Origin of the sequence: Streptomyces sp. NPDC007872, from assembly GCF_042868165.1 — a bacterium.
Lineage (GTDB): Bacteria > Actinomycetota > Actinomycetes > Streptomycetales > Streptomycetaceae > Streptomyces.
In genome coordinates this window covers 1-26,010 of record NZ_JBIAEA010000011.1, presented here as the reverse complement: position 1 = coordinate 26,010, position 26,010 = coordinate 1, and the positions used below count along the sequence as shown (strand labels likewise).

Annotated in this window: 20 protein-coding genes and 1 pseudogene; 8 read left to right on the top strand and 13 right to left on the bottom strand. The window is 73.3% G+C overall.

What is annotated here, in order from left to right:
• Positions 1–5: 5 nt before the first annotated feature.
• The 4 genes from ACFYNX_RS30205 to pflB form a co-directional block, all read right to left on the bottom strand.
• A complete protein-coding gene (locus tag ACFYNX_RS30205) occupies positions 6–2,342 on the bottom strand; it encodes a molybdopterin oxidoreductase family protein (protein ID WP_365545205.1) in 2,337 nt (778 codons plus the stop codon).
• On the bottom strand, positions 2,339–3,478 hold the full coding sequence (locus tag ACFYNX_RS30200; protein ID WP_388665916.1) for an MFS transporter: 1,140 nt from the start codon (positions 3,476–3,478) through the stop codon (positions 2,339–2,341). Before ACFYNX_RS30200 ends, ACFYNX_RS30205 begins: the two co-directional genes overlap by 4 nt.
• A gap of 66 nt (positions 3,479–3,544) precedes the next feature.
• A complete protein-coding gene (gene pflA, locus ACFYNX_RS30195) occupies positions 3,545–4,405 on the bottom strand; it encodes a pyruvate formate-lyase-activating protein (RefSeq protein WP_388665913.1) in 861 nt (286 codons plus the stop codon).
• 132 nt (positions 4,406–4,537) lie between these two features.
• A complete protein-coding gene (pflB, locus tag ACFYNX_RS30190) occupies positions 4,538–6,826 on the bottom strand; it encodes a formate C-acetyltransferase (protein WP_388665910.1) in 2,289 nt (762 codons plus the stop codon).
• A gap of 274 nt (positions 6,827–7,100) precedes the next feature.
• Here pflB and ACFYNX_RS30185 point away from each other — a divergent pair, with 274 nt between their 5' ends.
• The 3 genes from ACFYNX_RS30185 to ACFYNX_RS30175 all read left to right on the top strand — a co-directional run bounded on the left by ACFYNX_RS30185 (position 7,101) and on the right by ACFYNX_RS30175 (position 10,378).
• Positions 7,101–8,276 carry a low temperature requirement protein A gene (locus ACFYNX_RS30185; RefSeq protein WP_388665907.1) on the top strand — a complete coding sequence of 392 codons (1,176 nt, stop codon included), beginning with the start codon at positions 7,101–7,103 and terminating at the stop codon, positions 8,274–8,276.
• Positions 8,277–8,347: 71 nt separating this feature from the next.
• Positions 8,348–9,424 (top strand): P1 family peptidase, encoded by a 1,077-nt coding sequence (locus ACFYNX_RS30180; RefSeq protein ID WP_388665904.1) that lies wholly within the window; start codon positions 8,348–8,350, stop codon positions 9,422–9,424.
• A gap of 177 nt (positions 9,425–9,601) precedes the next feature.
• On the top strand, positions 9,602–10,378 hold the full coding sequence (locus ACFYNX_RS30175) for a DUF6227 family protein (RefSeq protein WP_365545217.1): 777 nt from the start codon (positions 9,602–9,604) through the stop codon (positions 10,376–10,378).
• Between the two features lie 93 nt (positions 10,379–10,471).
• Here the strand turns inward: ACFYNX_RS30175 and ACFYNX_RS30170 are convergent, their stop codons facing one another.
• Entirely contained in the window at positions 10,472–12,064 is a 1,593-nt protein-coding gene (locus ACFYNX_RS30170; protein WP_388665900.1) for an MFS transporter, read from the bottom strand.
• 63 nt (positions 12,065–12,127) lie between these two features.
• On the opposite strand from ACFYNX_RS30170, the gene ACFYNX_RS30165 reads away from it, so the two are divergent.
• Positions 12,128–13,087: a helix-turn-helix transcriptional regulator gene (locus ACFYNX_RS30165; protein WP_388665897.1), complete on the top strand. Its 960-nt coding sequence runs from the start codon at positions 12,128–12,130 to the stop codon at positions 13,085–13,087.
• Positions 13,088–13,170: 83 nt separating this feature from the next.
• Here the strand turns inward: ACFYNX_RS30165 and ACFYNX_RS30160 are convergent, their stop codons facing one another.
• Positions 13,171–14,172, bottom strand: coding sequence for an RNA polymerase sigma factor RpoD/SigA (locus ACFYNX_RS30160; RefSeq protein ID WP_388665894.1), 1,002 nt, complete (start codon positions 14,170–14,172; stop codon positions 13,171–13,173).
• A 442-nt stretch (positions 14,173–14,614) separates the two neighbouring features.
• On the opposite strand from ACFYNX_RS30160, the gene ACFYNX_RS30155 reads away from it, so the two are divergent.
• Positions 14,615–15,637: a questin oxidase family protein gene (locus ACFYNX_RS30155; RefSeq protein ID WP_388665891.1), complete on the top strand. Its 1,023-nt coding sequence runs from the start codon at positions 14,615–14,617 to the stop codon at positions 15,635–15,637.
• A gap of 12 nt (positions 15,638–15,649) precedes the next feature.
• Here ACFYNX_RS30155 and ACFYNX_RS30150 read toward each other — a convergent pair whose 3' ends face one another.
• Positions 15,650–16,447, bottom strand: a complete 798-nt coding sequence (locus tag ACFYNX_RS30150; protein WP_365545232.1) for a class III extradiol ring-cleavage dioxygenase — start codon at positions 16,445–16,447, stop codon at positions 15,650–15,652.
• A gap of 104 nt (positions 16,448–16,551) precedes the next feature.
• On the opposite strand from ACFYNX_RS30150, the gene ACFYNX_RS30145 reads away from it, so the two are divergent.
• A complete protein-coding gene (locus tag ACFYNX_RS30145) occupies positions 16,552–17,058 on the top strand; it encodes a MarR family winged helix-turn-helix transcriptional regulator (RefSeq protein WP_388665888.1) in 507 nt (168 codons plus the stop codon).
• A 40-nt stretch (positions 17,059–17,098) separates the two neighbouring features.
• Here the strand turns inward: ACFYNX_RS30145 and ACFYNX_RS30140 are convergent, their stop codons facing one another.
• Positions 17,099–18,637, bottom strand: coding sequence for an MFS transporter (locus tag ACFYNX_RS30140; protein ID WP_365545238.1), 1,539 nt, complete (start codon positions 18,635–18,637; stop codon positions 17,099–17,101).
• Between the two features lie 99 nt (positions 18,638–18,736).
• Positions 18,737–19,399, bottom strand: a complete 663-nt coding sequence (locus ACFYNX_RS30135) for a TetR/AcrR family transcriptional regulator (protein WP_388665885.1) — start codon at positions 19,397–19,399, stop codon at positions 18,737–18,739.
• A gap of 334 nt (positions 19,400–19,733) precedes the next feature.
• On the opposite strand from ACFYNX_RS30135, the gene ACFYNX_RS30130 reads away from it, so the two are divergent.
• A complete protein-coding gene (locus ACFYNX_RS30130; RefSeq protein ID WP_388665882.1) occupies positions 19,734–21,005 on the top strand; it encodes a M6 family metalloprotease domain-containing protein in 1,272 nt (423 codons plus the stop codon).
• Here the strand turns inward: ACFYNX_RS30130 and ACFYNX_RS30125 are convergent.
• From ACFYNX_RS30125 to ACFYNX_RS30110, 4 genes are all read right to left on the bottom strand, one after another.
• A complete protein-coding gene (locus ACFYNX_RS30125; protein ID WP_388665879.1) occupies positions 20,992–22,626 on the bottom strand; it encodes a class I adenylate-forming enzyme family protein in 1,635 nt (544 codons plus the stop codon). The two genes, ACFYNX_RS30130 and ACFYNX_RS30125, sit on opposite strands and share 14 nt — an antisense overlap.
• A 127-nt stretch (positions 22,627–22,753) precedes the next feature.
• Positions 22,754–23,260, bottom strand: coding sequence for a flavin reductase family protein (locus ACFYNX_RS30120; protein ID WP_388665876.1), 507 nt, complete (start codon positions 23,258–23,260; stop codon positions 22,754–22,756).
• Positions 23,250–24,467: an MFS transporter gene (locus tag ACFYNX_RS30115; protein ID WP_388665873.1), complete on the bottom strand. Its 1,218-nt coding sequence runs from the start codon at positions 24,465–24,467 to the stop codon at positions 23,250–23,252. The genes ACFYNX_RS30120 and ACFYNX_RS30115 overlap by 11 nt, the downstream gene beginning before the upstream one ends.
• 218 nt (positions 24,468–24,685) lie before the next feature.
• The gene (locus tag ACFYNX_RS30110) at positions 24,686–25,555 is read right to left on the bottom strand and encodes a helix-turn-helix transcriptional regulator (protein WP_365545255.1); all 870 of its coding nucleotides are present in this window, start codon (positions 25,553–25,555) and stop codon (positions 24,686–24,688) included.
• Positions 25,556–25,790: 235 nt separating this feature from the next.
• On the opposite strand from ACFYNX_RS30110, the pseudogene ACFYNX_RS30105 reads away from it, so the two are divergent.
• Positions 25,791–26,010: pseudogene (locus tag ACFYNX_RS30105) on the top strand (hypothetical protein); the annotation flags it as partial.

The following is a 26,010-nucleotide window of genomic DNA, read 5'->3' as shown; positions in this document are numbered from 1 at the left end:
GCGGGTCAGCTCCTCTCGGCGGTGCCGCGGCCCTGGGGGGAGGTGGGGGGCAACGGGTCGGTGCGGGAGACCTGGGCCTCGGGGTAGGCCGGCCGGCCGGGGGGCGTGGGCGGGGCGGGGACCTCGTCGATGCGTTCGGCGGCCTCGACGCGGGCGGCGCACACCTTGTACTCGGGGATCTTGGAGCGCGGGTCGAGGGCGTCGATCGTGAGGGCGTTGGCCGCGGTGGGGACGGGCCAGTGGTAGGGCACGAAGACGGTGTCGGGGCGGATGGCGTCGGTGACGAGGGCGGGGAAGACCTCGCTGCCGCGGCGGGTGACGACGCGGACGGGGTCGCCGTTGCGGAAGCCGTGGGAGGGGTGGACCTCGACCCAGGGCCGGGGGGTCTGCTCCACGAGTCCGGCGAGGCGGCGGGTCTGGTTGCCGGAGAGGAAGTGGGCGACGGTGCGGCCGGTGGTGAGCGAGAGGGGGAACTCCTCGCTGTACGGGTCCATGGGCGGGTGCCACTCGACGGCCTGGAGGTGGATCTTGCCGTCGGGGTGGTAGGAGCGACCGTCCTCGAAGAGCCGGGGGGTGCCGGGGTGGTCGGTGGTGGGGCAGGGCCAGGCGATGCCGCCGGTCTCCTCCAGGCGCTCGTAGGTGATGCCGTAGTAGTCGTTCACGGTCCCGGCGGAGGCGACGCGGAGCTCCTCGAAGACGGAGCGGGAGTCGGCGAAGTCGAACTTGTCGCCGGCGCCGAGGCGGCGGGCGAGCTCGCACATGACCCAGGTGTCGGTGCGGACGCCGGCGGGGGGCTCCTGGGCCTTGTTGTGCTTGACGACGCGGGCCTCGGCGTTGGCCATGACGCCCTCGTCCTCGGCCCAGACGGTGACGGGGAAGACGACGTGGGCGTTGGCGGCGGTCTCGGAGAGGAAGAAGTCGAACTGGGCGTGGAACTGGAGGGTGTCGTAGCCGTCCTTGACGGTGGCGTAGTTCGGGAGGGAGACGAAGGGGTTGTTGCAGATGCCGATGAGGCCGCGGATCTCCTGGCGCTGCATCTGCCAGACCATCTCCATCATGGAGGTGCCGGCGGCCGGGAGTTCGGTCTCGTCGATGCCCCAGATCTCGCAGATCTGACGGCGGTGCTCGGGGTTGGTGATGGAGCGCCCGCCGGGCAGGAGGTCGGACTTCTGGCCGTGTTCGCGGCCGCCCTGGCCGTTGCCCTGGCCGGTGATGGTGCCGTATCCGGCGCCGGGCTTGCCGATGTTGCCGGTGGCGACGCAGAGGTTGACGACGGTGAGGCAGTTCTCGACGCCCTGGGAGTGGTGCTCGATGCCCCGGGCGTGCCAGGCCATGGCCCGGTCGGCGCCGGCGAACATGCGGGCGACCCGGACGATCTGCTCCTCGGGGACTCCGCAGATCCGCGCGGCGCGGGACGGCGGGTAGTCGGCGACGGTCCGCTTCACCTCGTCCCAGCCGGTGGTGTGGGCGGCGAGGTAGGCCTCGTCGGTGAGGCCCTCGGCGACGACGACGTTCAGGACGGCGTTGAAGAAGGCGGAGTCGGTGCCGGGCTTGAGGGCGACGTGGACGTCGGCGGTGCGGGCGATCGCGGTCTCGCGGGGGTCGATCACGATCAGGGTGGCGCCCCGGTCGCGGGCTCCCCACACGTACTGGGTCATGACGGGGAAGCACTCGCCGACGTTGGACCCGGCGATGAGAAGGCAGTCGGTGAGGAGGATGTCGGAGAAGGGGTTGCCGGCGCGGTCGATGCCGAAGGCGAGCTTGTTGGCCCCGGCGGCGGAGACCATGCACAGGCGCCCGTTGTAGTCGACGTGCTTGGTCTTCAGGGCGACCCGGGCGAACTTGCCGACGAGATAGGTCTTCTCGGAGAAGAGGCTGGCGCCGCCGAGGAGGCCGAAGGCGTCGTTGCCGTACTCGGTCTGGATGCGGCGGATCTCGGCGACGGTGTGGTCGAGGGCCTCCTCCCAGCTCACCTCGCGGAACTCCTCGTCGCGATTGCGGCGCATGAGGGGGGCGGTGAGCCGGTCGGGGTGGTTGACCTGCTGGTAGGCGTTGATGCCCTTGGGGCAGAGCCGCATCCGGTTGATGTCGTGGTTGCGGGGTTCGACGCCGAAGACCTTGCCGTGGTGGTCGACGCGCAGGTACATGCCGCACTGGACGCCGCAGAAGCAGCAGTGGGTGGGGACGAGGGTCTCCTCGTTCTGGTCGGCGTGCCAGCGGTCGGCGGGGATGCCCCCGGCGTCGCGGAAGGTGCGGGAGCCGGGCGGGGCGAGCGAGGGGTCGAGCGACAGGGGCCGCCCGGGGACGGTCCCGGGGGCGGCCGCGGGGTCGGTGGCGCTCACTTGAAGCCCTTCTTCACGTGGTCGAGGTAGGCGTTGCCGCGCAGCACGCGCTTGCAGCGGGGGCAGTACTCGGCCCAGCCCTCGAAGCCGAGGTCGAGGTCGCGCATGGTGCCCTGGAGGTTCTCCACGTACGGGGCGGTGTCGATGGCCTGGCCGCAGCGGCGGCAGGCGAAGACCTCGCCGCCCTCGTCCTTGCGGCGGGAGGTGTACTTGAAGAGCTGCATGCCGACGGCGGCGGGCCGCTGCACGATGTGGAAGAACTTCCCGAAGGGGATGTAGATCAGGGTGAAGACGACGGACACCATGTGGAGGACGGCGAGGAACTCGTAGCCGCCGCCGTGCAGGAAGATCGACGAAAAGGTCAGCAGCAGCCCGGTCACGGAGATGACGATCAGGGCGAGCAGGGGCACCAGGTCGTAGGCGAAGCGCTGGCCGGTGATGGCTCCCCGGTCCTTCATGCGGCGCCAGAGGAAGTAGCCGGCGCCGGGGATGACGAGGACGGCGGCGATGTCGAGGCCGTGGAACATGAGCCAGCCGACGATGTTCAGGGAGTCGAAGCCGAGGATCTTGAAGCCCCAGATCCGCATCTCGTAGCCGGGCCCCGAGCCGGTGGAGGAGGTGAAGGTGAACCAGCCCCAGGTGAGCGGGAAGGTGATCGCGGCGGCGAGCAGGCAGCCCCAGAAGATGAGCTGGTGGGCGGCCCAGCGGGCGTGGGAGCGGGCGCCGAGGAACTTCTGGAAGCCGAGGTAGGTGGCGATCATCTTCGGTAGGGCGGTGGGCGCGCTGCGGAAGTTCGCGACGGAGAAGAAGGAGCCCCAGCCCTTGCGGAAGAGGCGGCGGGCGCCGGGGGCGGAGATCCAGACGGTGTAGCGGTAGGCGACGCCGAAGGCGAGGAAGACGGTGGCGACGGCGTAGGGCAGGAGCGCCGAGTCGAAGTCGCGGAGCAGGCGGCTGCCGAGGACGATCGCGACGACGAGCAGGGCGGAGACGACCGCGCCGACCAGGGAGGCGCGGCGGCGCACGGCGCCGGGGCTCTGCGGCGGGGGGTCGGCCGCGGCCGGGTCGGTGGCGCCGGAGGCGGGGGCGGGCCCGCCCGGCGGAGGGGTCGGCTCGGCGGTCTGCGGTGGCTCGGTCACGCGGCCACCGTAAGGCCGAATAAGTCGTTTCGCCCTTTTTATGGAGTGGTGTGGTGCAGGCGTCGCTCAGACGGCGTTCAGTCCGTGCGCGCGGAAGACCTCGCGGACTCCGGCGAGCTGCTCGGGGGTCGGGGACGGCGTGTCGTGCAGGGTGAACGGCATGGCGAGTGCCCGCCACTTCGCTTCGCCCAGCTTGTGGAAGGGCAGGATGTCCACGCGGGAGACGTTGCCGAGCCCCCCGGCGAAGGCGGCGACCCCCTCGACGTCGTCCGGGTCGTCGGTGAGGCCCGGGACGAGGACGAAGCGGACGTGGACCTCCTGGCCGAGGTCGGCGAGGCGCCGGGCGAAGTCCAGGGTGGGCCCCAGCGGACGGCCGGTGACCTTTCGGTACGTGGCGGGGTCCCAGGACTTGATGTCCAGGAGCACCAGGTCGGTGTCGCGCAGCAGGGCGTCGGTGGCGCGGGCGCCGAGGAAGCCCGAGGTGTCCAGGGCCGTGTGGAGGCCGAGCTCGTGCTTGAGGCGGTGCAGGAGCTCGCCCGTGAAGACGGGCTGGAGGAGGGGCTCGCCGCCCGAGACGGTGGCGCCGCCGCCGGAGGCGGAGATGAAGCGGACGTACGCGGCGGCCTCGGCGATCACGTCGTCGGCGGAGGTGCGCCGGCCGGCCCGCATGCGCCAGGTGTCGGGGTTGTGGCAGTAGAGACAGGTGAGGGGGCAGCCGGAGAGGAAGGCGACGAAGCGGGTGCCGGGGCCGTCGACGCCGGTGGACAGGTCCCAGGAGTGCAGCGAGCCCTCGGCGGGCCGCCGGGTCGCCGCGGCGGCGGGGGTGACGGGAGGGGAGACGGCGGGGGCGGTGACGGGTCCGGCGACGGGTCCGGCGACGGGTCCGGTGGTGGGGGCGGTGACGGGTCCGGTGGCGAGGCTGGTCACGGCAGGGCCTCTCTCGGTCGCGGTCGGATGGTCGGAAGGGAGCGGGGAGGGGACGGAGAGGGAGGCCGGGTGCGCTCCGGGGCCGGGGTGGGGTCCGGCCGGCCCCGGAGCGCGGTCAGGAGGTCCCGGCGGTCACAGGGAGCCGTGGAAGGTGCGGTTCAGGACGTCGAGCTGCTGCTCGCGGGTGAGCCGGACGAAGTTCACCGCGTATCCGGAGACCCGGATGGTGAGCTGCGGGTGGTTCTCCGGGTGCTCCATGGCGTCCTCCAGGACGTCGCGGTCCAGGACGTTGACGTTCATGTGGAAGCCGTCGCTCGCCGTGTAGCCGTCCAGGAGGCCCGCGAGGTTCGCGATCCGCTCCTCGGCGGTGCGGCCCAGGCCGTCGGGGGTGACGGTGCTGGTCAGCGAGATGCCGTCCTCGGCGTCCGCGTACGGGAGCTTGGCGACCGACAGGGCCGAGGCGACGTAGCCGTGGGTGTCGCGGCCGTTCATCGGGTTGGCGCCCGGCGAGAAGGGCTCGCCCGCGCGGCGCCCATCGGGGGTGTTGCCGGTCTTCTTGCCGTAGACGACGTTGGAGGTGATGGTCAGGACGGACTGGGTGTGCTCGGCGTTCCGGTAGGTCGGGTGCCGGCGCACCTTGCGCATGAACTCCTCGACCAGGTGGACCGCGATCGCGTCCGCGCGCTCGTCGTTGTTGCCGTAGGCCGGGTGGTCGCCCTCGATCAGGTAGTCGGTGGCGAGGCCGGTCGCGTCCCGGACCGGGGTCACCTTCGCGTACTTGATCGCGGCCAGGGAGTCGGCGGCGACGGAGAGGCCGGCGATGCCGCAGGCCATGGTGCGGCGCACGTCCCGGTCGTGGAGCGCCATCTCGATCCGCTCGTACGCGTACTTGTCGTGCATGAAGTGGATGACGTCGAGGGCGTGGACGTAGACGCCGGCGAGCCACTCCATCTGCGCGTCGAAGCGGGCCATGACCTCGTCGTAGTCCAGGACGTCGGAGGTGAGGGCGCCGGTGGCGGGGCCGACCTGGGCGCCGGACCTCTCGTCGCGGCCGCCGTTGATCGCGTACAGGAGGGTCTTGGCGAGGTTCACGCGGGCGCCGAAGAACTGCATCTGCTTGCCGACGGGCATCGCGGAGACGCAGCAGGCGATGGCGGTGTCGTCGCCGAAGCGGGGCCGCATCAGCTCGTCCGACTCGTACTGCACGGAGGAGGTGTCGATGGAGACCTTCGCGCAGAACTCCTTGAAGCCCCGGGGAAGGGCCGGCGACCAGAAGACGGTCATGTTCGGCTCGGGGGCCGGGCCGAGGTTGTAGAGGGTCTGGAGGTAGCGGAAGGAGGTCTTCGTGACCAGCGGGCGTCCGTCCTCGCCCATGCCGCCGATGGACTCGGTGACCCAGGTCGGGTCGCCGGAGAACAGCTCGTCGTACTCGGGGGTGCGCAGGAAGCGGACGATGCGGAGCTTGATGACGAAGTCGTCGACCAGCTCCTGGGCCCGCTCCTCGGTGAGGACGCCGGACTCGACGTCCCGCTGGAGGTAGACGTCGAGGAAGGTGGAGGTGCGGCCGAGGGACATCGCGGCGCCGTTCTGCTCCTTCACGGCGGCCAGATAGGCGAAGTACAGCCACTGGACGGCCTCGTGGCCGTTGGCGGCGGGCCCGGAGACGTCGTGGCCGTAGGAGGCCGCCATCGCCTTCAGCTCCCCGAGGGCGCGGATCTGCTCGGCCAGCTCCTCGCGCAGCCGGAGGGTCTCTTCGAGGGAACGGTCCCCGGCGGGCAGGGAGTTCAGCTCCTCCTTCTCCGCCTTCTTCGCCGCGACGAGCCGGTCGACGCCGTAGAGGGCGACGCGGCGGTAGTCGCCGATGATCCGGCCCCGGCCGTAGGCGTCGGGCAGGCCGGTGACGATCCCGGCCTTGCGGGCGGCGCGGATCTCGGGGGTGTACGCGTCGAAGACCCCGGCGTTGTGGGTCTTGCGGTACTCGGTGAAGACCTTCTCCAGCTCTTCGGAGACCGGGTAGCCGTAGGTCTCCAGGGCGCCGGCGACCATGCGCCAGCCGCCGTACGGCATGATCGCGCGCTTGAGCGGGGCGTCGGTCTGGAGGCCGACGATCAGCTCCCGGTCGCGGTCGATCCAGCCGGGGGCGTGGGCGGTGATGGTGGAGGGGACGTCGTACGAGACGTCGTACACGCCCTTGGCGCGCTCCTCGGGGAAGCGGTCGGTGAGGGCCCGCCACACGGCGGCGGTCCGCTCGGTGGGGCCGGCGAGGAAGGAGTCGTCGCCCTCGTACGGGGTGTAGTTCCGCTGGATGAAGTCGCGGACGTCGACCGCGTCGCGCCAGGGTCCGTCCGCGAAGCCCTCCCAGGCCCGCTCCCGCACCGACCCGTCCACCGCCGTCCCGGCGGGGGTCGTGGTCGTTTCCACAGGAGTCGCGGTCGCTTCCGCAGGAGTCGCGGTCGTTTCCACAGGAGTCGCAGTCGCTTCCGCAGGAGTCGCAGTCACTGCCCGCACCGCCTTCTCGTTTCGTTCGACAGCCTCGTCGCCTGTCTCCCATTCCACTCCTCCCGAGCGGCCGTTCCGGGGCGGCGTTGGTCCCCTTCCGGCGGCCACAGGTCCCGTCCCGGACGTGCGGAAGGCCCCGGCCGGTGTCACGCGTGGCACGTGGCCGGGAAGCGCCGGTCCCTGATGTGCTGTGCTCATGACCAGACCTTTCCTGCCGCTCACCTCCCGCTCCCGCGAGGAGGCCCACCGGGCCGCCACGCCCCTGGAACTCTTCTTCGACCTGTGTTTCGTCGTCGCCGTCGCCCAGGCCGGCGCCGAACTCGTCCACGCGGTCGCCGAGGACCACGCCGGCACGGGCGTCGCGAACTACGCGATGGTCTTCTTCGCGATCTGGTGGGCCTGGATGAACTTCACCTGGTTCGCCTCCGCGTACGACAACGACGACGTCCTCTACCGGGTCGTCACCCTCGTGCAGATCGCCGGCGTCCTGATCCTCGCCGCCGGCGTCTCGCGGGCCTTCGAGGAGCACGACTTCCTCGTCGTCTACCTCGGCTACGTCGTGATGCGGCTCGCCCTCGTCTTCCAGTGGCTGCGCGCCGCCCGCCACGCGACCGACCCGGCCGAGCGGACGATGTGCCGCCGGTACGCGGGCGGGGTCCTGCTCTGCCAGGTCGGCTGGCTCGGCCTGGTCCTCGCGCCCGAGCCCGCCCGCCCGTGGGTCTTCCTCGTGATGGCGCTGGCCGAGCTGTCCGTGCCCCTGTACGCGGAGCGGGCCGGGACCAGCGCCTGGCACGCGCACCACATCGCCGAGCGGTACGGCCTGTTCACCCTCATCGTCCTCGGCGAGACCGTCGCCGCCGCGACCGTCGCGGTGAAGTCCGGCATCGTCGAGAACGACGCCCTGGACGAGCTGCTGCCGATCGCCGCCGGCGGCCTGCTGCTCGTCTTCGCCGCCTGGTGGGTCTACTTCGTCGTGCCCGCCCACGACCGGCTGACCTCCAGCCGCCAGGCCTTCCTGTGGGGGTACGGGCACTACCTGATCCTCATGTCGGCCGCCGCCATCGGGGCGGGCCTGGAGATCGCCGTCGAGCAGGCCGTGGGCGAGGCGCACGTCTCCACGCTCTCCGCCTCCGCCGCCGTGACGATCCCGTCGGCCCTCTTCCTGCTCCTCGTGTGGCTGCTGCACGCCCGCTACTTCAAGGTCGGCACCGCCCAGCAGCTCGTCCTGCCGGTCGCGGCGTTCGCGATCCTGATGTGCTCCTTCGCGGGCCGCTGGGCCGTCCTCGCGGCCGGGCTCGTCGCGGCGGCGGCCGTCGCGACCGGCGTCACCCTGACCGCCCGGAACCCGGCGACGCGGGGCGACGGGGCCTGAGCGCCGCGCCGGGGCCCGGTCACCGCGCCGGAGTCCGGGCGCCGCGCCCGGCCCCGTGGTAGGCAGGGCGCATGACGGAGCCCGGGAAGAGGACGGACGGCCAGGACGGGATCACCGACGTGGGCGGGGTGCGCGTGGGGCACGCGCGCGTGGCCGGGCCGGGGGCCCTGAGCGGCACCACGGTGGTGCTCGCGCCGGAGGGCGGCGCGGTCGCCGCCGTGGACGTACGGGGCGGGGGGCCGGGTACGCGGGAGACGGACGCCCTGGACCCGAGGAACGTGGTGGAGCGGATCGACGCGGTCGTCCTGACCGGCGGCAGCGCGTACGGCCTCGACTCCGCCTCGGGCGTGACGGCCTGGCTGGCGGAGCGGCACCGGGGCGTCCGGGTGGGCCCCGACCCGTCCCACGTGGTGCCGGTGGTGCCCGCCGCGTGCGTCTTCGACCTGGGCCGGGGCGGCGACTTCACCGCCCGGCCGGACGCGGCGACGGGGCGGGCGGCGGCGGAGGCGGCCCACGCGGGCGGCGACCACGCGCGCGTGGGGACGGGCGCGGTCGGCGCGGGCACCGGGGCCGTGGTCGGCGGCCTGCGGGGCGGCGTCGGGACGGCGAGCACGGTCCTGGAGTCCGGGATCACGGTCGGCGCGCTGGTGGTGGTGAACGCGGTGGGCTCGGCCGTGGACCCGACGACGGGCGTCCCGTACGGGAGTTACTTCGAGGACGGGCGGCCCGCCTTCCCCGACCCGGAGGTCCACGGGGCGGCGCTGCGGCGGCTCGCGGAGGCGCGGAAGGCGGCCGCCCCGCCCCCGCTGAACACCACGCTCGCCGTGGTCGCGACGGACGCGGTGCTGACCCGCGCGCAGGCGCGGAAGGTGGCGGGCACGGCGCACGACGGCATCGCGCGCGCCGTGCGGCCGGTGCACCTGATGAACGACGGGGACACGGTCTTCGCCCTGGCCACCGGGGCCCGGGAGCTGCCACGGGGGCCGCTCGCCCTGAACGAGGTCCTGGCGGCGGGCGCGGACCTGGTGACCCGGGCGGTCGTCCGCGCGCTGCTCGCGGCCCCGGGCGGGCTGCGCGGTCCGGGCGGGGACTTCCCCTCGTACCGCGAGCTGTACGGGCCGCGGGCGGACCCGTACGGCTCCCGCTAGGCCCGTTCCCCCGACAAGCAGGCCCGTACTCCCGGTAAGGGGTGGGGAGTTGGGGGAAGACGGCGGGAACTTCCGCCGCACGCCCCTCGTTTTGCCGGAACATTGGACACGATGTCAGACCCAGGGACTACGTTAAGCAAGCACCAAGTGACATGCGGCGACGGCCTGGAGATCCCCTTGAACGATCCGCAGGATCACCCCGATCCGTACGAGACGACCGAGGCGCACGTCGAGCGGCTCCTCGGCCGGGCGCTCAACTCCTTCGACCTGCCCGACTCGACCGTCGAGCGCCTCGCCACGGCGCTCGCGCACTCCAGCGCGCTGCACTCCTCGCACCACAGCGCGTCGCTGCACCGCACGACCCACCGCCACACCTATCTGCTCGCCGACGGCAGCGCCCTCAGCCTGTGGGAGCTGGTGCACAACGCCGGCCGGGACGGCACCGAGCAGCACGAGCTGTACGCGGAGGAGGCGGAGGCCCGGCTCGCCGCCTCCCGCCTGCCCTCCGGGCCGTCGACGGGCCGCCCGGCGGGGCGCGCCGACGGGCCCTTCCTCGACGAGGGCGACGACTTCGAGCCGCTGAGCGCCGTGCTCGCCCGCCCGATACCCGTCCAGCCCCGGATGTACGTGCCGGACAACTCCGCCGACCACGCGCGCCGCGTCCTGCGCCGCGCGGAGAACGCGGACCGGCCGGGCGGGGCGACGGCCCGCCGCCTCCGGCTCGCCTTCGCCCACCACATCACCCAGGCCTTCGGCCGCCACTGCCCCGTGGGCGGCGGCCGGGACGCCGGCTTCACCCTCTACGAGCACCAGTTCCTGCTGCTCGACGGCAGCGAGGTCAGCCTCTGGGAGGTCGAGCACACGGCGACCCCCGACGGGCGCCACATGTGCGAGGTCTACGAGGACGAGGCCACGGCCCGCGGGGCGATGGAGACCCGCGCCCGGGTGCGCTGACGTCGACCCCGTGGAGGTTCACGGAAGAAGGGCCCTCCCCCGGGAGGGGAGGGCCCTTCTTCCACGGGGCCGGCTCCGTGGGCGAGCGCCGGCTCAGTGCGTGAGCGCCGGTTCCTTCTCGATGCCGGGCTGCGGGGCGGGCCCGTCTCCGCCGCCCTCCAGGTGCTGCTTCGGCTTCGCGGGGAGGGCGAACATCACCAGGAAGATCACGGCGAGGACGCCCGCCACCCAGCCCAGGGAGTTCTGGAAGGCCTCCGTGAAGGCCGCGCCCGTCTCCGCCGGGGCCTGGGCGAGGCGGTCGTCGTCGATGGCGCCGAAGAAGACGACCGACACCAGGCCGAGGCCGAGCGCGTTGCCCATCTGGGTGGTCGTGTTGATCAGGCCCGAGGCCGAGCCGGCGTGCTCGCGCGGGACCTCGGAGAGGACCGCGTCCGTCAGCGGGGCCACGATCAGGCCCATGCCGAGGCCCATGACGACCAGCGGCGGGATCATCTGCCAGGACGCGATCCCCGTCCCGTACCGGTCGGCCTCGAAGAGGTAGAGCAGGACGCCCGCCGTCATCGTCAGGGCGCCCGCCTGGAGCACCTTGCGGCCGAAGCGCGGCACCAACTGCTGCACGGACAGGCCGGCGGCCACCGAGACCGCGATCGAGAACGGCACCCCGGTGAGGCCCGCCCGCAGCGCGCTCCAGCCGAGCCCGATCTGCATGTAGAGCGTCCAGACCAGGAAGAAGATGCCCATCACGACGCCGAAGGTCAACTGGACCGCGACACCGGCCGCGAAGCTCTTCACCTTGAACAGCGACAGCTCGACGAGCGGCGAACCGTCCTTGCGCGCCTTGTACTTCTCGTACGCGACGAGGGCGCCGAAGACGGGCAGGCTGCCGGCCATCATCAGGTGGCCCCACAGCGGCCAGTCCAGCTCGCGGCCGCGCGTCAGCGGGTAGATCAGCATGAGCAGCGCGGCCGTCACCAGGAGCACGCCGACCAGGTCGAGGCGGAGCGCCTTCGGCGCCTTGGACTCGGTGATGAACTTCCGGCCCAGGAGCAGGCCCGCGATGCCGACCGGCAGGTTGATGAGGAAGATCGGGCGCCACTCCAGGCCCGCGATGTTCCACTGGGTGAGCAGCGCGCCGAGCAGCGGTCCGGAGACCGCGCCCAGGCCGACGATCGCGCCGAACAGGCCGAAGACCTTGCCCCGTTCGTGCGCGGGGAAGGTGGCGTGGACGATCGACAGGACCTGCGGCACCATCATCGCGGCCGCCGCGCCCTGGAGGAGGCGGGAGCCGATCAGCATCTCCTGGTTGGCCGCGAGGCCGCAGAGCGCCGAGGCGAGCGTGAAGCCGGCGGTGCCGAGGAGGAAGAGCCGCTTGCGGCCGTAGATGTCGCCGAGCCGCCCGCCGGTGATCAGACCGGCGGCGAACGCGAGCGCGTACCCGGCGGTGATCCACTGGATGGCCCCGATGGTGGCGCCGAGGTCCCGCTCGATGCTGGGGATCGCGATGTTGACGATCGTGGCGTCGACCAGGTCCATGAAGGCGGCGGTCATGACGATGGCGAGGGCGATCCAGCGCCGCTTGTCACCGGGGTCGGTGCCGGGGGCGGCACCGGAGGCGGGGACGGTGGCGGGGTCGGTGCCGGGCCCGGCCTGGTTCGCCGCGTCCGTGACGGCGTCGTGTGAACTCATACGAAGAAAGATAGGAGTCATATAGGTCAGGTCGTGTCCTAGATGCGCCGCATCCTGGACGGCATGACGGACACCCCGGCACGACTCCTGAACCTGCTCTCGCTCCTCCAGACCCCGCGCGAGTGGCCCGGAAGCGAACTCGCCGAACGCCTCTCGGTCTCCCCGCGCACCATCCGCCGCGACATCGACCGGCTCCGCGACCTCGGCTATCCGGTCGAGGCGACCCTGGGCGCGGTGGGCGGCTACCGCCTCGTCGCCGGTACGGCCCTGCCGCCGTTGCTCCTCGACGACGAGGAGGCCGTCGCCATCGCGGTCGGCCTGCGCGCCGGGGCCGGGCACGCCATCGAGGGCGTCGAGGAGGCGTCCGTACGGGCCCTGGCGAAGCTGGAACAGGTCCTTCCCACCCGGCTGCGGCACCGGGTCTCCACCCTCCAGAACGCGACGATCCCGCTGACCAGGGGCGACGGCGCCACGGTCGCGCCCGTCACCCTGACCGCGCTCGCGGGCGCGGTCACCGGGCGGGAGAAGCTGCGCTTCGGCTACCGGGCGGGCGACGGCGCCGAGACGAAGCGCCTGGTCGAGCCCTACCGGCTGGTCTCCACCGGGCACCGCTGGTACCTCGTCGCGTACGACCTGGGGCGCGAGGACTGGCGCACCTTCCGGGTCGACCGGGTCAGCGACCCGCTGGCCACCGGGGCCCGCTTCGCCCCGCGCGAGCTGCCGGCGGGCGACGCGGCGCAGATGCTCACCCGCTCGATGGCCCGGTCGCAGCCGGAGCTGGACCTGGACGTCTCCTTCGAGGCCCCGGCCGACTTCGTGACGGCCCGGCTCCCGGCCCATCTGGTCCCGGCCCCGACGGGCCCGGTCACCTGCCGGCTGCGCGCCCGCGCCGCCGACTCGGTCGAGTGGCTGGCGCTCCGCCTGGCCCTGGTCGACGCCCCCTTCACCGTCCACGGCCCGGAGCCCCTGCGGGCGTACGTGGAGGACCTGGCGGGGCGCCTGGCGGCGTCGGTGCGGGAGTAGACACGGCGGCCGGGGCCCGGGGACACGGCCGTCCCCGGGCCCCGGCCGACCGCGGAAAGGATCCGGGCCACCGCGGAAAAGCGCTAGGCCACCGCGTCGAAGCCCGTGTCGCGGGCCATCTTCTTCAGTTCCAGGAGCGCGTGCTTCTCGATCTGGCGGATCCGCTCGCGGGTCAGGCCGTGCTCCTTGCCGACCTCGGTCAGCGTCCGCTCGCGCCCGTCCTCGATGCCGTACCGCATGCGGATGATCGAGGCCGTGCGGTGGTCCAGTTTGGCGATGAGGTCGTCGAGCTCCTCGCTGCGCAGCAGCGTGAGCACCGACTGCTCCGGCGAGATCGCCGAGGTGTCCTCGAGCAGGTCGCCGAACTGGGTCTCGCCCTCGTCGTCCACCGACATGTTCAGCGAGACGGGGTCGCGCGCCCAGTCCATGACGTCGACGACCCGCTCCGGCGTCGAGCCGAGCTCGGCGGCGATCTCCGCGGGCTCGGGCTCGCGCCCGTGCTCCCGGTTGAACTCGCGCTGCACGCGCCGGATCCGGCCAAGCTCCTCCACCAGGTGGACGGGGAGCCGGATGGTGCGGGACTGGTCGGCGATGGAGCGGGTGATGGCCTGCCGGATCCACCACGTGGCGTACGTGGAGAACTTGAAGCCCTTCGCGTAGTCGAACTTCTCGACCGCGCGCACCAGGCCCGCGTTCCCCTCCTGGATCAGGTCGAGCAGGGGAAGCCCGCTGCGCGGGTAGCGCCGGGCGACGGCCACCACGAGGCGCAGGTTGGACTTGATGAAGAGGTCCTTGGCATGCTCGCCCTCGGCGGCCAGCGCCTCGAGCTCCTCGCGGGACGCGCCGCCCGCCTCACTGTCCACCTCGCCGTCGAGTATCTGCTGGGCGTAGACCCCGGCCTCGATCGTCTGGGAGAGCTCGACCTCCTTGGCGGCGTCGAGCAGGGGCGTGCGCGCGATCTCGTCGAGGTACATGCCGACCAGGTCGCGGTCGGCGATCTCCCCGCCCACGGCGCGAACGCTGCTCGCCCGCTCTGCCCCGCTCTGGGCGGAGGTCCGACGGCGGGCGACGGCACGGGTTGCCATGCGTGCTCCCTTGCTGAGTAGGTCACGACACCCTTTCGGGTGCCCTGCATCCGACGGAAACAACGACTGGAATCAGGACAGAATTCCCACCCGGCACAGGGATTTTCGCGATCATGCAGTATCCTGCGCGGCTCCCGCCCCTGCGGGCATGCCGTCGGGGCCCGCGGAGTCGCAGGTCAGACCGGACGCGGAGGGTGGTGCGGCGCCCCTCGCGGGAGTCCTCGACCGCACTGTCGGTGAGACCGCGATCACATGCGGCGCCACCCCTTCAGACGCGGGGCGGGGGCGGGTGGTTGCCCGGGGGAGGACGGTGACGGGGCGGCGGGCCCCGGTCGTGACGCACCGGCCCTGGCGCACCGGACGCGACCTAGGTCTCCGGAGCCCCCGGGACTAGGTCCCGCGCCCGTTCCGCCGCCCTCCTCCCCCGTCCTACCGTCGGCCCATGACCGACACCACCGGCACCTTGGACGAGGCCCTCGAACGGCTCCACGCCTCCGGGCCCGAGCGCGACGGCTGGCTGACCAACCACGCCCCGATGGCCGTGGAGGCGCTGGTCCGCCACGGGCAGGCCGCCTCCGTGCACCGCTGGCTGGACCACTACGCGGACAAGCTGGAGGAGCCGCCGCCCCCGTACGCCCCCGTCACGGCGGACGGCTGGCGCGAGGCGCTCGGCGACCCGGCCCGGATCACCGACTGGACCCGGTTCTTCGCCCGGGAGCTGGCCGAGCGCCCCTGGCGGGGGGTGCTGGCCGAGTGGTGGCCCCGGCTGCTCCCGGGGATCGCGGCCGGGGCGACGCACCCGGTGATCCGCACGGGTCACGCCGTACGGACCCTGCTCGCGTCCCCCGGGGGCGACGCGGACAGCGGTCCCCGCCTCGCCGAGCTGGCGCACGCCCTCGGCTACTGGGCGGCCCGTCACCAGCCGCTCCCGCCGCTCGCCCCGCTGGCCGCCGCGCCGTCGGCGGCGGCCGCGCTCGACGCCGTACCGCCGGTTCCGGAGCAGGACGGCGGGATCCGGCACCGGCTCGCGCAGCTCACGGCCTTTCCCGCGTGGGGCGACGCGCCGGACCCGGACACGGCGAGGGCGCGCCTGACGGAGCTGGTGGCGGCGGCGACGCACCGGTACGCCACCCACGGCCACGGCGAGCCGACCATGCTGGTGCACGCGGCGACCGCGCCGAACGCGGTCCTGCGCGCCCTGCCCGCGCTCCCCCGCGTGCTGTGGGCGCCGAGCCTGTCGGCGGCCTGGGCGGCGTCGGCCGCGGTGACCGCCGCCTACGCCCCGGTGGAGGCCGCCCCGTACGAGGCGACCTCCCTGACCCCCGAGGAGGTCTTCGCGCGGGCGGCGGCGCACGGCGACGACCACACGATCAAGTTCACGGACACGGCGCTCGACGTGGGCGGTCCGCTCGCGCTCGCGGCCGCCGTCCGCTCGGTCGAGCTGAACGCGCCGGTGTTCCGCTGACCACCCGGACGACTACCCGAACTGCACGGACCGCTTGGCCAGGCCCATCCAGAAGCCGTCGATCACCGACCGCTCCGTGTCCAGGTCCCCGGCCGCGTCCGCCGCGCCCAGGGTGACGAAGAGGGGGGCGAAGTGTTCGGTGCGGGGGTGGGCGAGGCGTCCGGCGGGCGACGCGTGCGCGAAGTCGAGGAGGGCGTCCACGTCCCGCGCGGCGAGGGCCTCGTGGCCCCAGGCGTCGAACTCGGCGGACCAGCCGGGCACGCCGCCCCCGGGGTGCCGGAGCGCGGCCAGGTTGTGGGTGAAGAAGCCGCTGCCCACGATCAGGACGCCCTCGTCGCGCAGCGGGGCGAGCCGGCGCCCGACGTCCATGAGGCGGCGCGGGTCGAGGGTGGGCAGGGAGATCTGGAGCACGGGGACGTCGGCGTCCGGGAACATCTCGACGAGCGGCACGTACGCGCCGTGGTCGAGCCCCCGGTCGGGGACGTCCTGCACGGGCGTGCCGGGCGCGCGGAGCAGCTTGCGGACGCTCTCGGCGAGCGCGGGCGCGCCGGGGGCCGCGTACCCGACCCGGTAGTAGTGCTCGGGGAAGCCCCAGAAGTCGTACACGAGGGGGACGGTCTCGGTGGCGCCGAGGGCGAGCGGGGCCTCCTCCCAGTGGGCGGAGACCACGAGGACCGCCTTCGGGCGCGGGAGGCCGGCGGACCAGGCGGCCAGTTGGCCGGGCCAGACGGGATCGTCGGCGAGCGGCGGGGCCCCGTGGGACAGGTAGAGGGCGGGCATCCGCTCCCGCACGGCGTCCGTGGCATCCATGGCGACCACCTCTGGCTCCTTCGCGTTCCCGATTCATTGAAACTTCAAGCTCATCGTTCGCAGCATAAGCCGACTTAGTTCAACTTTCAAGAATGAGTCGTACGATGGGAACCATGGGAGACATGACCGAACCGCGCTGGCTCACCGACGAGGAACACCACGTCTGGCGCGCCTACCTCCACGCCACCACGCTCCTGGAGGACCACCTCGACCGCCAGTTGCAGCGCGACGCCGGGATGCCGCACGTCTACTACGGCCTGCTCGTCCACCTCTCCCAGGCGCCCCGGCGCCGCATGCGGATGACCGAACTCGCCAAGGACGCCAAGATCACCCGCTCCCGGCTCTCCCACGCCGTGGCGCGCCTGGAGAAGAACGGCTGGGTGCGGCGCGAGAACTGCCGCTCCGACAAGCGCGGCCAGTTCGCCCGGCTCACGGACGAGGGCATGGAGGTCCTCCGGCGGAACGCGCCGGGCCACGTGGCGGCCGTGCGCCAGGCCCTGTTCGACCGGCTCTCCGCGGAGCAGGTGAGGCAGCTCGGCGAGATCATGCGGGTGATGGCCGAGGGCCTCGAACCGACGGACCCGGACGCGGACCTGCCCTGGCTCCGCTGAGTGCGCGGGGCCAGGGCAGGGACACGGGGGTCTCTGGCGGTCAGTGGGCGACGACCGGGATCCTCACCTCGTCGTCCGCACCCGTGCCGGACCCGGCGACCACGCCGCTCCCCGGCTTCCCGGTGGTGATGAACGCGAAGGCGATCGCGGCCGAGACGGCCAGGATGCCGACCGCCCACCAGATGGCCGCCGCGTACCCCTCGACCATGCCCTGGAGCTGGAGCAGCCTCTGGGCGGCCGGGGTGGTGGCGCCGGCCGCGTGGCCGGTCAGGTAGGCGGTGGTGGCCGAGGCCGCGATCGTGTTCAGGAGGGCGGTGCCGATGGCGCCGCCGACCTGCTGCGAGGTGTTGACCATCGCGGAGGCCACGCCGGCGTCGCGCGGGTCCACGCCGTGCGTCGCGAGCGACATCGCCGGCATGAACGCGGTGCCCATGCCCAGGCCGAGCAGGAGCTGCGCGGGCAGGATCAGACCGGCGTACGAGGTGCCGATCTCCAACCGGGTCAGGAGCAGCATGCCGACGGCGGCGGCCAGGAAGCCCGGGGCCATCAGCAGGCGCGGCGGGACGCGGGTCATCAGGCGCGCGCCGATCTGGGTCGAGCCCGTGATCATGCCCACGATCATCGGCAGGAACGCGAAGCCCGTCCTGACCGGCGAGTACCCCTTCACGACCTGGAGGTAGTACGTCAGGAAGAGGAACAGGCCGAACATCGCGATGACGGCGAGGCCGAGCGACAGGTAGACGCCGCCGCGGTTGCGGTCGGCCAGGACGCGCAGCGGGAGCAGCGGGGACTTCACGCGCGACTCGGTGACCACGAAGGCCAGGAGCAGCACGGCGGAGCCGACGAAGAGGCCGATCGTGCCGGCGTCGCTCCAGCCCTCGGACTCGGCGCGGGTGAAGCCGTACACGAGGGCGACCAGGCCCAGGGTGGACAGGATGACGCCGGGGACGTCGAGCGGGGAGCGGTTGCGGCCGTCCGCCGGCTCGCGGACGACGAGGTACGCGCCGACGGCGGCGACCACGGCGAACGGGATGTTGACGAAGAAGGTCCAGCGCCAGTTCAGGTACTCGGTGAGGAAGCCGCCGAGGATCAGGCCCACGGCGCCGCCGCCGCCGGCGATCGCGCCGTAGATGCCGAAGGCCTTGGCGCGCTCCTTGGCGTCGGTGAAGGTCACGGCGAGCAGCGAGAGCGCGGCGGGCGCGAGGAGCGCGCCGAAGGCGCCCTGGAGCGCGCGGGCGCCGAGCATCATGGCCTCGCCGGTCGCGGCCCCGCCGAGGGCGGAGGCGGCGGCGAAGCCGGCCAGGCCGACGATGAAGGTGCGCTTGCGGCCCCACAGGTCGGCGATGCGGCCGCCGAAGAGGAGGAGTCCGCCGAAGGCGAGGGCGTAGGCGGTGATGACCCACTGCCGGTTGCCGTCCGAGATCCCGAGGTCCTGCTGGGCGGAGGGCAGGGCGATGTTCACGATCGTCGCGTCGAGGACGACCATGAGCTGGGCGAGGGCGATGAAGACCAGGGCCTTCCAGCGCCCGGGGTCGGGCGTGAGCGCGGTGCGCGCGGGGCTGTCGGCGATTTTCGGCATGGGTGGAGCCACCTCTTGGTGCGTACTGACTGAAAAGGGACGTAAGTCTGTGCGGGCGCCCGGGGAGGGGGGCGTCCCGCAGGAGGGCCTACGGAGGGGTCACGACGGGCAGGAGTCGCGTCTCAGGTCCTCCAGGGTCACGGCCGTCCCGGGCAGCTCGGAGCGCGCGGGCGCCTCCAGGCCGTCGAGGAACAACTGCAGGTGGCGGCGGACGAACGGGGCGAAGGCGGCGCAGGCGGTGCCCGGCAGCGGGCGGGTGAGCTGGGAGACCGCCACCATCAGGTCCCCGACGCCGACGTCGGTGCGGAGCCGGCCGGCCCGCTGCGCCCGGTCGACGAGGCCCTGGACGGCCTCTTCGAGCCGCTCGCGCTCGGCCACCAGGTCGGGATGGTCCTTGTCGAAGCCTCCGTCGAGCATGGGGCAGAGGGCGCCGACGCGCTCGTCGGCGGCGCCGTGGACGAAGCGCCGGAGGGCGGCGAAGGTGTCGTCCTCCTCCGCGGCGGCCCGCTCGGCGAGCTCGGTGACGCGGGCCAGGAGCGAGAGGACGACCTCGCGGACGAGGTCGTCGCGCTCGGGGAAGTTCCGGTAGAGCGTGGCGTTGCCGACGCCGGCGCGGCGGGCGATCTCGTCGTACGGCACCTGGGCGCCGAACTCGACGAACATCTCGCGGGCCGCCGTCACGATCCGCTCGCGGTTGCGCAGGGCGTCGGCCCGGGGCCGGGGTGCGCGGCGGGCGGGCGCGGTGCCGGTGTCACTGGTCACGTCACGTCCTCCTCGGAATCACGGGGTCATCGGGTCTGTCGGGTCTGCCGGGCCGGGCCCGGTTCTGCGGGGCCCGGTCCTGCGGGTCGAGCACATCCGGGGAAAGGTTCCCCACTTCTCTCGACACAGGCGTAAACGGGGACGCGCTCCCCGGTTATTTCCGGCCAGATCTGTGACCCCAGTCACATACGCCTCGTTTCACGGAATACCCACGATCGGGCCACCCGGCGCGCGCGCCCGGACCGCCCGTCACAGGCTGATCGCACAGCACGGGTCCCGCCCGCACGCGGAAAGGGACCCGTCCGCCGACCTGCCCCCACCGGAGAGGCGACGCATGCAGCACCCCCGCCGACGGATACGCAGACCCGTCGCCCTGGCGGCGACCACGACGCTCTCGCTGACCCTGCTCGCCTCCGCGAGCACCACCCTCCCCGAGCCCGTCCGGGCCTCGGCGGGGCCCGTGGCCACCGCGTCGAGCAGCGCCCGGTTGGCGCCGTGCCGCATCGCCACGACGCTGGGCGTGCAGATGTCGGAGGGGCTGCCCACCGCGCCGGGGTACGTGCGCTCCACGGGCCTCGTCAGGGCCCTCAACCTGATGGTCGACTTCCCGGACGCCGTCGGCGACGGCACGGCGATGAGCCGCTTCCGCGAGTTCTTCCCGCAGACCGCCGACTGGTTCCGCGTCAGCTCGTACGGCCGCCTGCACTACCGCGCCGAAGCCCCGATACCCGACTGGCTGCGGATGCCCCGGGCGTTCTCCGCGTACGGGATCGAGCGCGGCTCCCCCTACGAGCCGGGCTACCGCTCCCTGGTCGAGGACATCGTGAAGGCGGCCGACGAGCGCGTGGACTTCAGCGCGTACGACCTGGTCAACGTCCTGGTGACGCCGAACGCCGGGCCCTCGGCCCTCGACACCGTCCTGTCCGTGACCTTCTCCGGCAACGACGACGCCCCGTACGCCGACGGCGTGCCGCTGGCCAACACGTCCTTCGTCTACAGCCGCCAGGACGACGGCTCCGGCAGCTTCGCGGAGACCGGCTACCGGGTCCTGCCGCACGAGAACGGCCACGTCTTCGGCCTGCCCGACCTCTACACCGCCGACGGCGGCGGCTCCGTCGGGCACTGGGACATCATGTCCGAGGACTGGGGGGCCAACAACGACCTGCTCGGCTGGCACAAGTGGAAGCTGGGCTGGCTCGACAACGAGCAGGTGAGCTGCGCCTCCGCCACCGGCACCACCGAGTACGCCCTCACCCCGCTCGCCGACCCCGGCGGCCACAAACTCGCCTTCGTCCCCCTCTCCGGCACCTCCGGGTACGCCATCGAGGTGCGCGGCCCGGGCGGCAACGACGCGGCCGTGTGCGACACGGGCGTCCTCGTCTACCGGGTCGAGTCCGACGTCGACACCGGCCACGGCCCGGTGACCGTCGCCGACAGCGCGCGGGCGAGCGGCGGCTGCACGCGCCGCGCCAACGTCCACGCGGAGCTGTCGGACGCGCCGTACGGGCCGGGCGAGAGCTTCACGGACCGCGCGAACGGCATCCGGATCACGGTCCTGGACGAGGACGCGGACGGCACGTACCGGGTCCGCGTCACCCGGAACTGAGCGCCTCCCGGTCTTCGAACCACCCCCTCAGCTCCCGCTTGAGGATCTTCCCCGTCGGGTTCCGGGGCAGCTCCTCCTCCCGTACGAGGACGCGGGACGGCACCTTGAAGGCGGCGAGGCGCCCGCCGACGTGCGCCCGCAGCGCCTCCGCGTCCGGCGCCGCGCCGGGCCGCAGCCGCACGACGGCCACGACCTCCTCGCCGAGGAGCGGGTGGGGGACGCCGAGCACGGCGGCGTCGAGGACGTCCGGGTGCGCGTGCAGGGCGTCCTCGACCTCGACGCAGTACACGTTCTCGCCGCCCCGGATCACCATGTCGGTGAGCCGGTCGACGACGGAGACCCGCCCGTCCGCGTCCACGCGCGCGAGGTCCCCGGTCCGGAACCAGCCGTCCTCGGTGAAGGCGGCGCGGGTGGCCTCCTCGTCCCCCCAGTACCCGCGGACCAGGGACTGCCCGCGCAGCCACAGCTCCCCCACGCCCTCCGCGTCGGGCCGGTCGATCCGCACCCCGGTGACGGGCGAGGGCCGGCCGGCGCTGCCGGGGTGGGCGCGGTACTCGGCGCCGAAGTTCGCCAGGACCCCGCCGCAGGTCTCGGTGAGCCCGTAGCCGTTGCGGGGCTCGACCCGCTCCCCGTACGCCTCCGCGAGCCCGGCGACGATCCCGGGCGGGGCGGGGGCGCCGCCGGTGCTGAGCAGGGTCAGGCTCTCCAGCGGGTCGGCCTCGCTCCGGGCGCGTGCGAGGAGTTGGAGGGCGGTGGTGGGCACTCCGGCGTAGTGGGTGACGCGGTGCTCCCGGATCAGCCGGAGGGCCTCCCCGGCGTCCCACTTCCGCATCGTCACCAGGGTCCCGCCGGCCGCCATGACGCCGTAGAACGAGGTGAAGGCGGCGACGTGGAAGAAGGGGAACGTGGTCAGGGACACGGGCGCGGGCCCGGTGCCGGGCACGTCCCCGCGCGCGAGGGCCGCCGCGGCGGCGAAGTACCGGGGGTTCATCGCGGCCCCGGCCTGCGCGAGGTGGGTGGCGACGGCGCCCTTGGGGCGGCCGGTGGTGCCGGAGGTGTAGACGATCGTGGAGTCGTGCTCGGGGAGCACGTCGACGGGCGGCGGCCCGAGGTACGGGTCGCGGTCGGGGACGTACGCGGCGAAGCCCTCCTCGGCCGGGCCGTGGAAGACGATCCCGGGCACCTTCCGCTCCCGGGCCCACGCCCGTACCCGCCCGACCCGCTCCCCGTCGACCAGCAGCGCGCGGGGCGCGCAGTCGTCGAGGGCGTACGCGCACTCGTCCTCGGTCCACCAGGCGTTGAGCGGTACGGCGACGAGTCCGGCGAGCTGGGCGGCCCAGAAGGCGACCTGCCAGGCGGGCAGGTTCCGCAGGGCGACGACGACCCGGTCCCCGGGCACGAGCCCGTACTCGCCGAGGAGCCGCCGGGCGAGCCCGCAGGCCTCGTCGAAGAACTCCCGGTAGGTCGTCCGCGTCCCCTCGTGCACGAGGAACGTCCGGTCGCCGTAGCCCCAGGTCGCCTCCACGAACTCCCGCAGGGTGCGCGGCCCGTGGGCGTACGTCCCGTCCGCGACGGCGAAGGGCGCCCCGTCGGCCGTCAGCCTCTCGATCCCGTCGGCCACCGGGCCACCTCCCACGCGCTCGCCCCCGTCGGACCGCCGACGCTAGGCGGCTCCGGTTCGGGAGGTCAACCGGGGGGTCGACCGGCAGGTCGACCGGGGGCGGGGGTCCTCCGGGCCGGTCCGGGCGCTACGCCGTCAGCGGGCGGCGGTCCGCGCGGGGGGTGCCGACCGCCGTGAAGGCCCTGCGGTGGTGGAGCAGCGGGGAGGAGTCCGTGAGGTGCACCGCGGTGATCCGGGCGACGACGATGTCGTGGTCGCCCTCGTCGTGCGCCTTCTCCTTGTGGCAGAGCAGGGTGACCGCCGCGTCCGGGACGACGGGGACCCCGCCGACGAGCTGGAGGTCCTCACCCGTGTACGCGGGCCCGCCGGAGGTGGCGAACCTGAGCGCCGGCCCCTCCTGGCACTCGGCCAGCACGTTCAGGGCGAACGCGGAGCGCGCGGCGAGCGCCGCGTGGGTGCGGGCGGTCTTCGCCACGCAGACGAGGAGCCGGGGCGGGTCCATCGAGAGGGACGCGAACGAGGTCACGGTCATCGCGTGGAGGGCGCCCCCGTGCGCGACGCCGACCACGGCCACGGTCGAGGCGATCCGGGAGAAGGCGTCGCGCACCAGGGAGTCGGTCGCTTCACGAAGCACGGTCGAGGGCTCCTTCGGGTCGGACGGTCTCCGGCAGCGGGACGGGCCGGAGGGCGGCGCGCTTCTGCCGCGCCTCCAGACGGCCGGAGAGGAGGGCGGTGAGCAGCGCCGCCGCGGCCATGACCGCTCCGACCGTGTGGGCGGAGGCGTAGCCGAGGCCGGCGGTGATGGTGAGGCCGCCCAGCCAGGCGGCGACGGCGTTGCCGAGGTTGAAGGCGCCGATGTTGAGGGAGGACGCCAGGGTCGGCGCCCCCGCCGCGTTGTCGAGCACCCGCTTCTGCAGGGGCGGCACGGTCGCGAACCCGAACACCCCGACCAGGAAGGTCAGGACCACGGCGGCGACCTGGTGGGAGGCCACGTAGGAGAAGAGGAGGAGGGTCGCGGAGAGCAGCGTCAGGGCGGTGCAGAGCATCGGCATGAGCCACCTGTCGGCGAGCCTGCCGCCGACGACGTTGCCGAGCACCAGGCCGCAGCCGAAGACGGCGAGGACCCAGGGGACCGAGGACGCGGAGAAGGACGCCACCTCGGTCAGGATCGGCGCGATGTAGGTGACGGCGGCGAAGACCCCGCCGAACCCCAGGACGGTCATGAGCATCGCGAGGACGACCTGCGGATTGCGCAGGGCGGTCAACTCGCTGGAGACGGAGACCGCTTCGGGGCGCCGGTCGGCCGGGACGAAGCGGAGGATCCCGAGGATCCCCAGGACGCCGAGGCCCGCGATGAGGACGAAGGTGACCCGCCATCCGGCCGCCTGCCCGACCAGGGTGCCCAGCGGGACGCCCGCGACGTTCGCGACGGTCAGTCCGGCGAACATCATGGAGATGGCGGAGGCGCGGCGGTGCGGGGCCACGAGGTCCGCCGCCACGACCGAGCCGATGCCGAAGAAGGCGCCGTGGGTGAAGGAGGCGAGCACCCGGCCGAGGAGGAGGACCGGGAAGTCCGGCGCCACCGCGCAGAGCGCGTTCCCGGCGACGAAGACGCCCATGAGCAGGGCGAGCATCGTCTTCCTGGAGGTCCTGGTGCCCAGGAGGGTCATGACGGGGGCACCGACGACCACGCCGATGGCGTAGGACGTGACCAGGTACCCGGCCGACGGGATCGAAACGTCATAGGTCTCCGCCACCTGCGGCAGGATGCCGGTGGCCACGAACTCTGTCGTTCCGATGCCGAAGGCACCTATGGCAAGGGCCAGAAGCGCCAGGGGCATGCGTTCTCCTCGGCATGGGCGCACCGGAGCGGTGCGCGGTCGCTGGGACGGACGGGGGCCGGCGCCTCCGCGCGGAGCGGACGGCCGGACGGGCTGCGGCGCCCGGCCCGCCGGGGGGAGAGACCGGCGGGCGGGCGGCACCGCGGAGCGACGTTAGTCCGGCCGGGCCCGGCCGTCCGCGCGGGCGGCGGGGACGGCGGGCGGCTTTGGCAAGTCCCTCAGGTCGCGTGCGGCACCTGGAGCGTGGCGGCGAGGAGCCGGAGGGCCGCCTCCGACCCCGTCCCGACCTGGGCGGTGTAGGCGATCATGCGCTGCCCGGACGCGCCGGGGACCAGGAGGCTCTGGAAGGAGAGCTCCATCGGGCCGGCGAGCGGGTGGTCGATCTCCTTGACTCCCGCGACACAGGTGCGCACCGGGTGGCGCGCCCAGCGGGCGGCGAAGTCCTCGCTGTTCAGGATGAGTTCGCCGACCAGCTCGGCGAGCCGCTTGTCGTGGGGGTGGCGGCCCGCGACCAGGCGCAGGGACGCCACCGCGAGCTGGGCCTCGTCGTGCCAGCGCGGGTACAGGTCGCGGACGCGCTCGTCCAGGAAGAGCATCCGGGTCAGGTTGGGCCGGGTGGCGGGGTGGTCGGGCGCGTCGGCGTCCAGGTGCATGGCCAGGAGGAGGTGGCCCATGGCGTTCCAGGCGAGGACGTCGTTGCGCCGGTCGAGGACGAGCGCCGGGGTGTCGGCGAAGGTGTCGATGAGCTGGCGGACCCCGTGGTCGGCGCACTCGGGCCGCGCGGCCGGGGCCCGCCGGGACGCGGACTTCTCCGGCCGGGCCAGGTCCATGAGGTGGGAGTGCTCGTCGGGGGTCAGGCGCAGGGTGCGGGCGATCGCCTCCAGGACGGAGTCGGACACCTGCTGGGTGCGGCCCTGTTCGAGCCGGGTGTAGTGCGTGACGCTCAGGCCCGCCGCCAGGGCGACCTCCTCGCGGCGCAGCCCGGGGACCCGGCGGCGCTCCGCCAGTTGCGGGAGCCCGATCTCCTCGGGGGTCAGGGCGGCCCGGCGGCTGCGGAGGAAGTCGCTCAGCTCGGAGAAGTCGCGCATGACGTGCCCTTCCGGTCGATCGGTGCGGTGGCGGTGCGGTGCGGTGCGGTGGCGGTGCCTTCCTGTGCAACGAAGCCGCCGCGCGGTCGCTTCCCCGGTTGGGTGGTCACGTCATGACCACCCAGGGCGCGACCCGTCAGCGGGCGGGGGGTCCCGATTGGGGTCTGGGTACGCGGCGGCTCCCGTCACACGATTCCTTCGTCGCGGTTTCCGCTCGTCCCCGGAGGGAGTTGTCATGTCTGTTGTCGATGGTGTGGTGGGGGAGGCGTCGTCTTCGGGGCCGGTGGGTCCGAAGGTGGATGCTTCCGATGGTGCCGGTTCTGCCGGTCCTGCCGGTCCTGCCGGTGGGGAGTCCGGTAGGGGTTCGGGCGGGGTGTTGACGCCGCGGATGCGGTTGACGCTGGGTGTGCTGCTGGTGGCGCAGTTCATGCTGGCGGTGGACTTCTCGATCCTGA

Coding starts and splice junctions, on each gene's coding strand:
- ACFYNX_RS30130 (WP_388665882.1), top strand. CDS start 19,734: ATGCAGCACCCCCGCCGACGGATACGCAGACCCGTCGCCCTGGCGGCG.
- ACFYNX_RS30115 (WP_388665873.1), bottom strand. CDS start 24,467: ATGCCCCTGGCGCTTCTGGCCCTTGCCATAGGTGCCTTCGGCATCGGA.
- ACFYNX_RS30140 (WP_365545238.1), bottom strand. CDS start 18,637: ATGCCGAAAATCGCCGACAGCCCCGCGCGCACCGCGCTCACGCCCGAC.
- ACFYNX_RS30185 (WP_388665907.1), top strand. CDS start 7,101: ATGACCAGACCTTTCCTGCCGCTCACCTCCCGCTCCCGCGAGGAGGCC.
- ACFYNX_RS30170 (WP_388665900.1), bottom strand. CDS start 12,064: ATGAGTTCACACGACGCCGTCACGGACGCGGCGAACCAGGCCGGGCCC.
- ACFYNX_RS30145 (WP_388665888.1), top strand. CDS start 16,552: ATGGGAACCATGGGAGACATGACCGAACCGCGCTGGCTCACCGACGAG.
- ACFYNX_RS30165 (WP_388665897.1), top strand. CDS start 12,128: ATGACGGACACCCCGGCACGACTCCTGAACCTGCTCTCGCTCCTCCAG.
- ACFYNX_RS30160 (WP_388665894.1), bottom strand. CDS start 14,172: ATGGCAACCCGTGCCGTCGCCCGCCGTCGGACCTCCGCCCAGAGCGGG.
- ACFYNX_RS30110 (WP_365545255.1), bottom strand. CDS start 25,555: ATGCGCGACTTCTCCGAGCTGAGCGACTTCCTCCGCAGCCGCCGGGCC.
- ACFYNX_RS30150 (WP_365545232.1), bottom strand. CDS start 16,447: ATGGATGCCACGGACGCCGTGCGGGAGCGGATGCCCGCCCTCTACCTG.
- ACFYNX_RS30155 (WP_388665891.1), top strand. CDS start 14,615: ATGACCGACACCACCGGCACCTTGGACGAGGCCCTCGAACGGCTCCAC.
- ACFYNX_RS30180 (WP_388665904.1), top strand. CDS start 8,348: ATGACGGAGCCCGGGAAGAGGACGGACGGCCAGGACGGGATCACCGAC.